The organism is Streptomyces sp. NPDC038213, from assembly GCF_055600495.1.
Genome location: NZ_JBVJYM010000008.1, coordinates 43,506 through 55,433, shown reverse-complemented (window position 1 = coordinate 55,433; position 11,928 = coordinate 43,506). Strand labels below are relative to the sequence as shown.

At 75.0% G+C, this 11,928-nt stretch carries 10 protein-coding genes; 3 read left to right on the top strand and 7 right to left on the bottom strand.

The genetic code is table 11. The features are described from left to right. Window positions 1-2: 2 nt before the first annotated feature. The 3 genes from ACZ7JZ_RS14675 to ACZ7JZ_RS14665 are packed head-to-tail and all read right to left on the bottom strand — an operon-like array spanning window position 3 to window position 4,599. Window positions 3-953 carry a hydroxymethylglutaryl-CoA lyase gene (locus ACZ7JZ_RS14675; protein WP_470938231.1) on the bottom strand — a complete coding sequence of 317 codons (951 nt, stop codon included), beginning with the start codon at window positions 951-953 and terminating at the stop codon, window positions 3-5. Continuing rightward, a complete protein-coding gene (locus ACZ7JZ_RS14670) occupies window positions 950-2,977 on the bottom strand; it encodes an acetyl/propionyl/methylcrotonyl-CoA carboxylase subunit alpha (RefSeq protein WP_470938228.1) in 2,028 nt (675 codons plus the stop codon). Before ACZ7JZ_RS14670 ends, ACZ7JZ_RS14675 begins: the two co-directional genes overlap by 4 nt. A 5-nt stretch (window positions 2,978-2,982) precedes the next feature. Continuing rightward, on the bottom strand, window positions 2,983-4,599 hold the full coding sequence (locus tag ACZ7JZ_RS14665; RefSeq protein WP_470938224.1) for a carboxyl transferase domain-containing protein: 1,617 nt from the start codon (window positions 4,597-4,599) through the stop codon (window positions 2,983-2,985). A 98-nt stretch (window positions 4,600-4,697) separates the two neighbouring features. Here ACZ7JZ_RS14665 and ACZ7JZ_RS14660 point away from each other — a divergent pair, with 98 nt between their 5' ends. Together ACZ7JZ_RS14660 and ACZ7JZ_RS14655 are read left to right on the top strand one after the other, a co-directional pair. Further along, window positions 4,698-5,294: an SACE_7040 family transcriptional regulator gene (locus tag ACZ7JZ_RS14660; RefSeq protein WP_470938221.1), complete on the top strand. Its 597-nt coding sequence runs from the start codon at window positions 4,698-4,700 to the stop codon at window positions 5,292-5,294. A gap of 145 nt (window positions 5,295-5,439) precedes the next feature. Further along, a complete protein-coding gene (locus ACZ7JZ_RS14655) occupies window positions 5,440-6,234 on the top strand; it encodes a phosphatase (RefSeq protein WP_470938218.1) in 795 nt (264 codons plus the stop codon). 96 nt (window positions 6,235-6,330) lie between these two features. Here the strand turns inward: ACZ7JZ_RS14655 and ACZ7JZ_RS14650 are convergent, their stop codons facing one another. From ACZ7JZ_RS14650 to ACZ7JZ_RS14640, 3 genes are read right to left on the bottom strand one after another with little or no spacing between them, the layout of a single operon-like run. Beyond that, window positions 6,331-6,636, bottom strand: coding sequence for a type II toxin-antitoxin system VapC family toxin (locus ACZ7JZ_RS14650; protein WP_470938215.1), 306 nt, complete (start codon window positions 6,634-6,636; stop codon window positions 6,331-6,333). Window positions 6,637-6,649: 13 nt separating this feature from the next. Beyond that, a complete protein-coding gene (locus ACZ7JZ_RS14645; protein WP_470938213.1) occupies window positions 6,650-7,534 on the bottom strand; it encodes an acyl-CoA thioesterase in 885 nt (294 codons plus the stop codon). Between the two features lie 6 nt (window positions 7,535-7,540). Next, a complete protein-coding gene (locus tag ACZ7JZ_RS14640) occupies window positions 7,541-8,698 on the bottom strand; it encodes an acyl-CoA dehydrogenase family protein (RefSeq protein WP_470938210.1) in 1,158 nt (385 codons plus the stop codon). A gap of 298 nt (window positions 8,699-8,996) precedes the next feature. Here ACZ7JZ_RS14640 and ACZ7JZ_RS14635 point away from each other — a divergent pair, with 298 nt between their 5' ends. Continuing rightward, window positions 8,997-9,866, top strand: a complete 870-nt coding sequence (locus ACZ7JZ_RS14635; protein ID WP_470938207.1) for a hypothetical protein — start codon at window positions 8,997-8,999, stop codon at window positions 9,864-9,866. On the opposite strand, the gene ACZ7JZ_RS14630 is transcribed toward ACZ7JZ_RS14635, so the two are convergent. Further along, window positions 9,795-11,831: a PucR family transcriptional regulator gene (locus ACZ7JZ_RS14630; RefSeq protein WP_470938203.1), complete on the bottom strand. Its 2,037-nt coding sequence runs from the start codon at window positions 11,829-11,831 to the stop codon at window positions 9,795-9,797. The two genes, ACZ7JZ_RS14635 and ACZ7JZ_RS14630, sit on opposite strands and share 72 nt — an antisense overlap. Window positions 11,832-11,928: the final 97 nt, after the last annotated feature.

Here is an 11,928-nt window from a genome sequence, read left to right as displayed (position 1 = left end):
GTCTACTGCTCCTTGTGGGAGAGGGCGCGGACGGTGCGGGAGGGGCTGGGACGGCCCAGCTGGTCCGCCATCCACACGCTGGTGGCGGTGAGGGCGGCCAGGTCGACCCCGGTCTCGATGCCGAGGCCGTCGAGCATCCACACCAGGTCCTCGGTCGCGAGGTTGCCGGTGGCGCTCCTGGCGTACGGGCAGCCGCCGAGTCCGCCTGCGGAGGCGTCGACGGTGGTCACCCCGTGCTGGAGGGCGGCCAGGGTGTTGGACAGGGCCTGGCCGTACGTGTCGTGGAAGTGCACGCCGATCCGGTCGGTGGCCACCCCGGCCCCGTTCAGCCCCGTCAGGAGGGCCCGTACGTGGCCGGGGGTGGCGGTGCCGATGGTGTCCCCGAGGCTGAGCTCGTCGCAGCCCAGGTCGAGCAGGGACTTCGCGGCGGCCACCACCTGGGCGACCGGCACCGGTCCCTCCCAGGGGTCGCCGAAGCACATCGACAGGTACCCGCGGACGTGCGCGCCCGCGGCCTGCGCACGGGCCACCACGGGCTCGAACATGGCCATCGACCCGGCCACGCTGCGGTTGAGGTTGCGCTGGGCGAACGTTTCCGTGGCCGAGCCGAAGACCGCGATGCGGGTGGCGCCGAGGGCCAGGGCCCGGTCCAGGCCGCGCTCGTTGGGCACGAGCACGGGCAGGGCCGTACCGGCCGCGGCCAGGTCCGCCACCAGCGGGTACAGCTGCTCGGCATCGGCGAGCTGCGGTACCCACTTGGGGTGCACGAAGCTCGTGGCCTCGACGGTGGTCAGCCCGGCGGCGGCGAGCCGGCGGACGAACTCCGCCTTCACCTCCGTGGGGACGGTGGCCTTCTCGTTCTGCAGGCCGTCGCGGGCGCCGACCTCGTGGATGCGCACGCGGGCGGGCAGCCCTGCGCCGGGGACGGTCATGGGCAGGCCGGGCGCGCTCACGGGGCCTCCTGCGGCTCGGCACCGGCATCCGGGGTGACCACGGCGAGGACCTGGTCCATGGCCACGGTGCTGCCGGCGGTGACGTCCAGTCCGGTCACCGTCCCGGCGTGCGGGGCGGAGATGACGTGCTCCATCTTCATCGCCTCGACCACCAGCAGGCTCTGGCCCGCCGCCACCTTCTCGCCGACCGCGACCTTGACCACGGTGACCGTGCCGGGCATGGGGGCGGCGAGGGTGCCGGCGCCGCCGTGGGAGCGGCCGGAGAGGACGGCCTCCACGGGGTCGTGGGCCAGCAGGTGCCAGGTGTCGCCGTCCCGGCCGAGCCAGGTCCCCTCCGGGGAGGGGGCGTGGTCGAAGGAGTGCGTGAGGCCGTCGAGTTCGACCGTGACGCGGGACGGGGTGGCGGAGACGATGCGGGCGGCGGCCGGGGCGGACTCCGGGAGGAGCACCTCGGTGCCGCCGGCGGCGGGGCGGGTGCGGACCTCCACCGGGTCCCGGCCCGGGATGCGGAAGTGGCGGACCGTCCAGGCGGGGGTGCCGCCCAGGCGCCAGCCGCTGCCGGAGCCGAAGGGGTCCGTCCAGCCCGCCGCGGGCGCCGCGGGCGCGGCGGCGGCCAGCAGGGCGGCGGCCGCGTACACCTCCGCGGGGACGCCCTCCGGCAGGAGGCCGGGCAGGTCGCGCTCGACCAGGCCCGTGTCCATGTCCCCCGAGACCACCGACGGGTGGTCCAGCAGGCGGCGCAGGAAGCCGGTGTTGGTGGGGACGCCGAGGATGACCGTGTCGGCGAGGGCCGCGCGCAGGGTGCGCAGGGCGGCCGCGCGGTCCGGGCCCCAGGCGATGACCTTGGACAGCATCGGGTCGTACGTACTGCCCACGTCCACGCCCTCGGTGAGCCCGGAGTCGCTGCGGACCACGGCGCCGGGACCGGCCGAGGCGGGCTCCGACAGGGCCAGGACCCGCCCGCCCGAGGGCAGGAAGCCGCGTGCGGGGTCCTCCGCGCAGACGCGGGCCTCGACGGCGTGCCCGTCCAGCCGGACGTCCTCCTGCGCCAGCGGCAGCGGCTGTCCCGCGGCCACCCGCAGCTGGAGCTCGACCAGGTCCAGCCCGGTCACGAGCTCCGTCACCGGGTGCTCGACCTGGAGGCGGGTGTTCATCTCCATGAAGTAGTACGAGGAGGGGTCGCTGCCGGGGACGATGAACTCCACCGTGCCCGCGCCGACGTACCCGCAGGAGCGGGCCGCCGAGACGGCCGCCTCGCCCATCGCGGCCCGGACCTCCGGGGTGAGGAGGACCGAGGGGGCCTCCTCGACCACCTTCTGGTGGCGGCGCTGGAGCGAGCACTCGCGCTCGCCCAGGTGGACCACGTTCCCGTGCGCGTCGGCCAGGACCTGGATCTCGATGTGCCGGGGGCGGTCGATCCACCGCTCGACGAGCAGGGTGTCGTCGCCGAAGGAGGAGCGGGCCTCGCGGCGGGCCGAGGCGATCTCGTCCGCGAGCACGGCCGCGTCGCGTACCAGCCGCATCCCCTTGCCGCCGCCGCCCGCCGAGGGCTTGAGCAGCACCGGCATCCCGATCGCGGCGGCCGCCTCCGTCAGCTCGGCGTCGCTCAGGCCGCTGCCGGAGGAGCCGGGCACCACCGGCACCCCGGCGGCCTTCACGGTCTCCTTGGCGCGGATCTTGTCGCCCATCATGTCGATGGCCGCGGCGGGCGGGCCGATGAAGGCCAGCCCGGCCTCCGCGCAGGCCGCGGCGAAGGCGGCGTTCTCCGCGAGGAAGCCGTAGCCGGGGTGGACGGCCTCGGCGCCCGTGCGGCGGGCCGCCTCCAGCAGCTTCGGCACGGACAGGTAGCTCTCGGCCGCGGCGGCCGGGCCGATCCGGACGGCCGTGTCGGCCTCGCGCACGTGCCGGGCGTCGGCGTCCGCGTCGCTGAACACGGCCACCGAGCGCACGCCCAGCGCCCGCAGGGTGCGGATGACGCGGACGGCGATCTCTCCGCGGTTGGCGACCAGAACAGAGTTGAACATCGTCCTCACATCCGGAAGATGCCGAAGCCGGGCTCACCCAGCGGGGCATTGGCGCAGGCGGTCAGGGCGAGCCCCAGCACCTGCCGGGTCTCCATCGGGTCGATCACGCCGTCGTCCCACAGCCGGGCCGTGGCGTAGTAGGCGCTGCCCTGGGTGTCGTACTGGGAGCGCACGGGGGCCTTGAAGGTCTCCTCCTCGTCCTGGGACCAGTACTCCCCGCGGGCCTCCATCTGGTCGCGCTTGACCGTGGCGAGGACCGAGGCGGCCTGCTCCCCGCCCATCACGGAGATCTTGGCGTTGGGCCACATCCACAGGAAGCGGGGCGAGTAGGCCCGGCCGCACATGGAGTAGTTGCCCGCGCCGTACGAACCGCCCACGACCACCGTGAGCTTGGGAACCCGGGTGCAGGCCACGGCCGTGACCATCTTCGCGCCGTGCTTGGCGATGCCGCCGGCCTCGTAGTCCCGCCCGACCATGAACCCGGAGATGTTCTGGAGGAACAGCAGCGGGATGCCGCGCTGGTCGCACAGCTCGATGAAGTGCGCGCCCTTCTGGGCGGACTCCGAGAAGAGGATGCCGTTGTTGGCGACGATGCCGACCGGGTGCCCGTGGATGCGGGCGAAGCCCGTCACGAGCGTCTGGCCGTACTCCGCCTTGAACTCCTGGAAGCGGCTGCCGTCCGTGATCCGCGCGATGATCTCGCGGGCGTCGTACGGGGTGCGCGAGTCCACGGGCACCGCGCCGTACAGCCCCGCCGGGTCGACCTTGGGCTCCTCGGGCGCCTCCACGGCCCACGGCAGCGCCCCGCGCTCCGGCAGCGTGGCGACGATGTTGCGGACGATCCGCAGCGCGTGCGCGTCGTCCTCCGCGAGGTGGTCGGTGACGCCCGAGGTGCGGGAGTGCACCTCGCCGCCGCCGAGCTCCTCGGCCGTGACCACCTCGCCGGTCGCGGCCTTCACCAGCGGCGGGCCCCCGAGGAAGATCGTGCCCTGGTTGCGGACGATGACGGCCTCGTCGCTCATCGCCGGGACGTACGCGCCGCCCGCGGTGCAGGAGCCGAGCACGGCCGCGATCTGCGGGATCCCGGCCCCGGACATCCGGGCCTGGTTGTAGAAGATCCGGCCGAAGTGCTCGCGGTCGGGGAAGACCTCGTCCTGCAGGGGCAGGAAGGCGCCGCCGGAGTCGACCAGGTAGAGGCACGGCAGGCGGTTCTCCAGGGCGACTTCCTGGGCCCGCAGGTGCTTCTTGACGGTCATGGGGTAGTACGTGCCGCCCTTGACCGTGGCGTCGTTGGCCACGATCACGCATTCGCGGCCGCTGACCCGGCCGATGCCGGCGATCACCCCGGCGGCCGGGGCCGCGCCCCCGTACATCCCGTCGGCCGCCAGCGGGGCCAGCTCCAGGAAGGGGGAGCCCGGGTCGAGGAGCGTGTCCACGCGGTCGCGCGGCAGGAGCTTGCCGCGCGCGGTGTGCCTGGCGCGGGCCTTCTCGCCGCCGCCTTCGCGGGCGGACGCGAGGCGGGCCCGCAGCTCCTGTGAGAGCTCCTGGTGGGCGGCCTCGTTGGTCCGCCAGACCTCGGAGGCCGGGTCGGCGGCGCTCGCGAGCACTGGTGCCTGCTGCATCCCTCGAGCTCCCTTGCTCGATCGTGCGGTTAATGAGCGTTAACGCTACAGCGCCCTAGGTTAACGAGCGCTAACAGCCCTGTCTAGAATGAATTCCCATGAGCACCAGAGCCGCCGCGCCCACCCGCCGCGAGCAGATCCTCAAGGAGGCCGCCCGCCTCTTCGCCGAGCGCGGGTTCCACGGCGTGGGCGTGGACGAGATAGGCGCCGCGGTCGGCATCAGCGGCCCCGGCCTCTACCGGCACTTCGCGGGCAAGGACGCCATGCTGGCCGAACTGCTCGTCGGCATCAGCGAGCGGCTGCTGACCGGGGGCCGCTACCGGGCCGCCGAGGCCGCCGGGGACCCCTCCGCGGTCCTGGCCTCGCTGATCGACGGGCACATCGACTTCGCCCTCGACGACCGGCCGCTGATCACCCTCCACGACCGCGAGCTGGACCGGCTGCGCGACGAGGACCGCAAGCTCGTGCGCCAGCTCCAGCGCCAGTACGTCGAGCTGTGGGTGGACGTCGTACGGCAGCTCCACCCGGCGGTGCCGGAGGCGGAGGCGCGCTCCGCCGTCCACGCCGTCTTCGGCCTGCTGAACTCCACCCCGCACCTCGGCGCCCCGCACGGCTCCGGGCTGCCCGGCCGCGATGCGACCGAGGCGCTGCTGCGGCGGCTCGCCCACGGGGCCTTCGGCGCCCTGTCGGGCTGAGGGCGCGTCGGGCTGAGGGTGCGGGCCGCCGCGGGCGCCGCTTGGGCGGCCGTCCGGCCGGCCCGGCCCGGGTCCGCGCCCGGCCCGTGTCCGACCGGCGGAACGGACCGCCCGCCTCCGCGCGGACGGCGGCACAATGGCCCCCATGCCGACCACGCCGATACCCAGCCGAGCCGCCCTGACCGAGCACCTCGTCCGCACACGCATCGCCGGTGACGTCGCCACCCCCCGGGAGAACAACCTCTCCCACTACCGCAAGCTCGCCAACGGGGACCGCCACTACTGGCTCGGCCTCGAACTGGGCGAGCGGTGGCTCGACGAGCAGGACGTGCTCGCCGTGATGGCGGAGCGCTGCGGGGTCGTCGACGACCCCGAGCACCGCCACGGCCAGGACACCATCGACCCCGAGCTGACCGTCGACGCCCTGGAGCGGATGGCCGCCCGGCTGCGCAAGGCCGCCGTCGACCGGCAGTCCGTCCTGCTGGCCACCGGGCACCCGGGCGGGCTCCTCGACGTGCACCGGGCCACCGCGGCCGCGCTGCGGGCCGCGGGCTGCTCCATCGTGGTGATCCCGCAGGGCCTGACCGCCGACGAGGCGCAGGTCTGGCAGTTCGCCGACGTGGCCGTGCTGGAGCGCGGCGCGACCCTGTGGCACACCCATTCGCCGCAGCCGATGGCGGCGATCCTGGACGGGCTCGCGGCCGAGGGCCGCCCGCAGCCCGACCTGGTGGTCGCCGACCACGGCTGGGCCGGCTGCGCGGGCCAGCGCGGGCTGGACTCCGTCGGGTACGCGGACTCCAACGACCCCGCGCTCTTCCTCGGCGAGTCCGAGGGCATGCTGGAGGTGGTGGTCCCCCTGGACGACCACGTCCGCGACCCCCGCTACTACGACCCGATGGTGGCGTACCTCCTCCACGCGGCGGGCCTGACCCCGGCCTGAGGGGGCGGGCCGCAGGCTGATAGCCCGCCCCCTCAGGCCGTCGGTGCGGGCGATCAGCAGGTCGGGGCGTGAGTCCGCCCCGCGGCCGTGGGCCGGTCAGATGCGGACCCACTCCACGGGCGTCCGGCGCCCGACCGACGCCGCGGAGCAGAGCTTCGGAACGTGGGAGGCGTCGGTCGAGACCACCTTGACGGGCCCTCCGGAGGCCGCGGCCGTGGCCACGACGAGCGCGTCGACGACGTTCTCGTGCCCGTCCAGCCCGGCTTCCTCGAGGAGCCGGGCGGCGGGGTCGGCGATCTCCTCGGACACCGGGACGACGGAGATCTGGGAGCGCAGCCAGCGCAGCCGCAGCCCCGGCCGACCCGAGCGCCGGACCTCGGCGATGCTGACCGCGCTGATCACGGGATGCGCGGCGCTAGCCGCGCGGGACGCGCGGGACGCGTACGACGCCCTCCTGGATGACCGTGATCGCGAGCCGGCCGTCGCGGGTGTAGATGCGGGCCTGGCCCAGGCCGCGGCCGCCGTGGGCGGAGGGGGACTCCTGGTCGTACAGGAGCCACTCGTCGGCGCGGAACGGGCGGTGGAACCACATGGCGTGGTCGAGGGAGGCCCCCACCACGTCGCCGACCGCCCAGCCGCCGCGGCCGTGCGCGAGCAGCACGGAGTCGAGCAGGGTCATGTCGGAGACGTACGTGGCCAGGCAGGTGTGCAGCAGCGGGTCGTCGGCGAGCTTGCCGGCCGTGCGGAACCACACCTGCGAGCGCGGTTCTACGGGGGTGCCGACGGTGCCCCAGGGCGGGGTGGTCGCGTAGCGCAGGTCCACCGCGCCGCGTGCCTCCAGTAAACGCTCCACCGTCCCCGCGTCGCGGAAGACCTCCCGGTACGCCGGCAGGGCCTCGGAGGCCGTCGGCAGGGTGTCCGGGTCGGGGGAGGCGGGCATCGGGGCCTGGTGGTCGAGCCCCTCCTCGTACGTCTGGAAGGACGCCGACAGGTGGAAGACCGGGTGCCCGTGCTGGACGGCGACCACCCGGCGGGTGGTGAAGGAGCGCCCGTCGCGGATCCGGTCCACGGAGTAGACGATGGGGGCGCCCGGGTCGCCGGGCCGCAGGAAGTAGGAGTGCAGCGAGTGCGCGGTCCGGTCGCCGGGCACGGTGCGGCCGGCCGCGACCAGTGCCTGGGCCGCGACCTGGCCGCCGAAGACCCGCGGGACCAGCGACTGGCGGCTGGTCCCGCGGAAGATGTTCTCCTCGATCTGCTCCAGGTCGAGCAGGTCGAGGAGATCGTCGAGTGCCGCGTTCAAGGGGTCTTACAGGCCCATCGACTTGGCGATGATCGACTTCATGATCTCGCTGGTGCCGCCGTAGATGCGGTTGACGCGGTTGTCGGCGTACAGGCGGGCGATCGGGTACTCGTTCATGTAGCCGTAGCCGCCGTGCAGCTGGAGGCAGCGGTCGATGACGCGGTGCGCGACCTCGGTGCAGAAGAGCTTGGCGGAGGCGGCCTCGGCCGGGGTCAGCTCGTGCGCGTCCAGGGCCTCCAGGGCGCGGTCGGCGACGGCCTGGGCCGCGTCCACCTCGGCCTGGCAGGCGGCCAGCTCGAACTTGGTGTTCTGGAAGTGGGCCACCGGCTTGCCGAAGACCGTGCGCTCGGTGACGTACTGCTGGGCGAAGCGGACGGCGGCCGCGGCCTGCGCGTAGGCGCCGAAGGCGATGCCCCAGCGCTCGGAGGCCAGGTTGTGGCCGAGGTAGTAGAAGCCCTTGCCCTCCTCGCCGAGCAGGTCCTCGACGGGGACCTTGACGTCGACGAAGGCCAGCTCGGCGGTGTCGGAGGTCTTCAGGCCGAGCTTGTCGAGCTTGCGGCCGATGGAGTAGCCCTCGGACTTGGTGTCCACGGCGAACAGGGAGATGCCGAAGCGGCGGTCGTCCTCGCTCGGGGCGGAGGTGCGGGCGCAGACGATCACGCGGTCGGCGTGCACGCCGCCGGTGATGAAGGTCTTGGAGCCGTTGAGGACGTAGTGGGTGCCGTCCTCGGAGAGCTTGGCGGTGGTCTTCATGCCCGCGACGTCGGAGCCGGTGCCCGGCTCGGTCATCGCGAGGGCCCACATCTCCTCGCCGGAGACGAACTTCGGCAGGAAGCGCTTCTTCTGCTCGTCGTCGGCGAGCATCTTGATGTACGGCAGGGCGAGCAGCACGTGCACGCCGGAGCCGCCGAAGTTCACGCCCGCGCGGGAGGTCTCCTCGTAGAGGACGGCCTCGAACTTGTGGGTGTCCAGGCCCGCGCCGCCGAACTCCTCGGGCACGTTGATGCCGAAGACGCCCAGCTCGCCGAGCTTGTAGTAGAACTCGCGCGGCGCCTGGCCGGCGGCGAACCAGTCGTCGTAGACGGGGACGACCTCGGCCTCGATGAAGGCGCGGATCGTCTCGCGGAACGCCTCGTGGTCCTCGTTGAATACCGTACGGCGCACAGCCGGCTCCCTTCGTCGCGGCGGTCCGCCGCCCATCTAAGCGCTTGCTCAGATTATTAAGTTACCGGGGAGTCACCGGGACTGTCCAGAGATGTGCGCGGAACGGGTGTACGGGGGCGGGGTGCGGGGGCGGCGCCGGACCCGGGGGCGGCCGGGTGCCGTGCTGGTGCCGGACCGGGGTCCGGGCGGGGCCGGGAGGGTCGAGCCACGGCCTGACCGGAATCCCCCTTCTGGCGGGGCGGGGCGATCGGTTGACTCGGGTAACCGAATGGCATGTCCCCGACAGAATGGAACGCGCATGTTCAGGCGCCTGTCCACCCTCGGTACGGCCCTGGCGGCCGCCCTCGCCCTCACCGCGGGCCCTGCGCACGCGGCCGGCTCCGCCGACCCCGGGCCCCGCACCGCCAAACGGGTCCACAACGCCCTGCAGATCGTCTTCAACGCCGCCACCCCCGACAGCTTCTGCACCATCGGAGCCGTCGGCACCGACGACTACGGGCGCAAGATCGCCATCTCGGCGGGGCACTGCGTCAGCGGACCGGCCCACGCCGACCGCGACCTCCCCGAGAACCTGATCCCCGTCTACCACCGCCAGGACATCGGCTACGGGCCGATCGGCTGGGTCCGCTACTTCAAGGACCCCGAGGGCTCCATGACCGGCCACCTGACCAAGGACTACATGGTCATCGAGCTCGTTCCCGAGGTCACCCTGTCCTCCCAGGGCCCGCACCTGAAGCAGACCGGGGTCCTGGAGGTGCCGGGCGGCACGGCCAGCCCCAACGCCCCCGCCCCCGCGCAGGACCGCGAGCGGCTGCTCGGCGCCGCCTGGTTCAACAACAACGAGCTGGTCGTCTCCGGGCAGCTCGGGGTCTGGTACGGACGCATCACCAACAACTCCCAGGGCGTCTACCAGGCCCACCCGCAGCACAAGGCCGGGGACTCCGGCGGACCGGCGATCTGGCACGTGCCGGGCACGCCGTACCCCTCGCAGGCCAACGGCGGCCAGGCCGCCGGACCCTGGGCCGGGATCACCAAGGCGGTGATCCTCTCGTACCCCATGTACGCCTACACCAGCTCGGCGAACATCCTCGCCGACCTACGGGCCCGGGACGCCGCCGACCCCGCCGACGTCTTCGGCGCGGGCTTCGAGGTGACCGCCAACCCGTGACCCGGGGGCCGGGGCCGGGGCGGACGCCGTGCGCAGGGCGAACCACAGCTCCATCCGGACGTCGGCGTCGTCCAGGTCCCGGCCCAGCAGGGCCGTGCTGCGGGCGATGCGCTGGCGGACGGTGTTGCGGTGCACGCCCAGCGCGGCCGCCGTGCGGTCCCAGCCGCCGTGGTGGGCCAGCCACTCGTACAGGGTCGTGCGCAGGACGGAGTCCAGCGGGCCCAGCACCGCGCGCGCGTGCGCGGCGGCCTGCTCGGCCGGGACCAGGGCGGCCAGCCCGCCGTCGCTGTGCCGCAGCAGCGGGGCCCGCGCGGCCTCGGCCCGGCGCAGCGCCCCCGCGGCCTGGGCGTCCGCGGCGGCCAGCGCGTCCGCCGCGGCCGGTGCGCCGACCCCGAGCCGCCAGCCGGGCCGGGGGCCCGGGTCCCGGTCCGTGAGCAGGCGTACGCAGGTCCCGTCGGAGTCGGCCAGCACCGCCCCGAGCGCCTCGGCGAGCGCGGAGACGGCCTCGGGGGCGGGTCCGCCCGCGGCCGGTCCGCCCGAGGCCGGTCCGGTGGCGGGGGTCCCCGGTGCGCCTGCCGCCGCCGGGCGGCCGGTGCGGGGAGCGGGGCGGGCGTGGACGAGGGTCCACGGGCCCGGGCCCAGGAGGGCCGCGGCCTCCGCCGCGCCCGCGCCGAGCAGCATCCGCAGCAGGGCCGCGCCCGGCCCCGGTTCCGGCGGGCCGGCGGTCGCGGGGCGGCCGGCGGTCAGGAGGGTGAGCAGGACGGCGGCGGTCCCGGCGACGGTGTGGTCGCCGGGGGCCCGGTCCGCCGTGGCGATCCCGAGCACCCTGCGCCCGCCCCCGTCCGCCGGACCCAGCGCGTAGGCGGCCAGGACGCGGTACGGGCCGGGGCCGGCCGGGGCCGGGTCCCGGTCCGGCTGAGCGTGCGGGTGCGGGTGCGGGGCGCCCGGCCGGGGGCCGGGGTCCGGGTGCGGTCCCGGGTTCCGTACGGCGTCCCCGGGCTGCGGGCGGTGCGCGTCCCGGCCCGGGTCGGGGGCGGGCCCCTGGTCCCGGGCGGGGTCCGGGAGCCGACCGGGCTCCCGGTCCCGTACGGCATCCCGGTCGGAAGCCCCGGCTCCGCCCCGTTCCGGTGCCCCGCCGCGGACCGCGCCCGTACCCGCGTCCGTACCCGTACCCGCGTCCGGGCCGTCGGCCGGGGGCAGGTGGTCCGTCGCGGTGGTGAGCGGGCCCTCGGCGACCCGGCGGGCCAGGGCCGCCAGGGCGGCCGCGGTCGGCTCCGGCGGAGTCGGTCCCGCGGTGGCCGCCGGGCCGCCGCCGGGGGCGTACAGGACCGCCGGGCCGCCCAGGATCGCGGACAGCCTACGCAGCACGGCCGGGACGGGATCGGGCCGGGCGGCCGCGGCGGCCAGTGCCTGCTGGGCCTCGGCGACCCGGCGCAGCTCCCGGGTGCGCGCCTCGGACATCAGCCGCCCGACCGCCCGCGCCACCGCCGTGAACGGGGTCCGCTGCGGCACCTCCAGCAGCGGCAGCCCCGCCCGCGCGCAGGCCCGCACCAGTTCCTCGGGGACCCGCTCGTGCACCGGCGCCACACCGAATCCGACCGCCGCCACCCCGGCCGCGGCCAGCCGGGCCGCGTACTGCTCGTAGCTCCCGGCGTCCGGGCCCAGCTCCTGGCCGGCGGTCAGGAGCAGCTCGCCGCCGAGCAGGTACGGCGTGGGGTCGGCCATCTCGGACGCGTGCACGCCGTGCACCCCGGTCCCGCCGCCGTCCGCCCCGCCATCTCCGGCCCCGCTGCCGGCCAGCCGCAGCCCGAGCCCCCGCTCACCCAGCAGCGCCGCCAGCGGCACCGCCCCGCCCCCGCCCCCGACCACGGGCCGCGGGCCACCACCGGCGAACCCGCCGTCCGCCGGGCCGGCGGAGGATGCGGGCGACACAGCGGACGCAGCGGCGTCAGGAAGAGGCGGCATGGATAGTCCGTACATTCAGAGGGGTCCCAGTAGAGGAAACGTACACTTCGCCTGCCCGCGGCGGCGACCTACGCTCGATGCTGGAGACCGGGGTGCG

Excerpts from the sequence above, each read along its gene's own strand:
- ACZ7JZ_RS14635 (WP_470938207.1), top strand. The coding sequence starts at position 8,997 with ATGTTCAGGCGCCTGTCCACCCTCGGTACGGCCCTGGCGGCCGCCCTC.
- ACZ7JZ_RS14660 (WP_470938221.1), top strand. The coding sequence starts at position 4,698 with ATGAGCACCAGAGCCGCCGCGCCCACCCGCCGCGAGCAGATCCTCAAG.
- ACZ7JZ_RS14630 (WP_470938203.1), bottom strand. The coding sequence starts at position 11,831 with ATGCCGCCTCTTCCTGACGCCGCTGCGTCCGCTGTGTCGCCCGCATCC.
- ACZ7JZ_RS14665 (WP_470938224.1), bottom strand. The coding sequence starts at position 4,599 with ATGCAGCAGGCACCAGTGCTCGCGAGCGCCGCCGACCCGGCCTCCGAG.
- ACZ7JZ_RS14655 (WP_470938218.1), top strand. The coding sequence starts at position 5,440 with ATGCCGACCACGCCGATACCCAGCCGAGCCGCCCTGACCGAGCACCTC.
- ACZ7JZ_RS14670 (WP_470938228.1), bottom strand. The coding sequence starts at position 2,977 with ATGTTCAACTCTGTTCTGGTCGCCAACCGCGGAGAGATCGCCGTCCGC.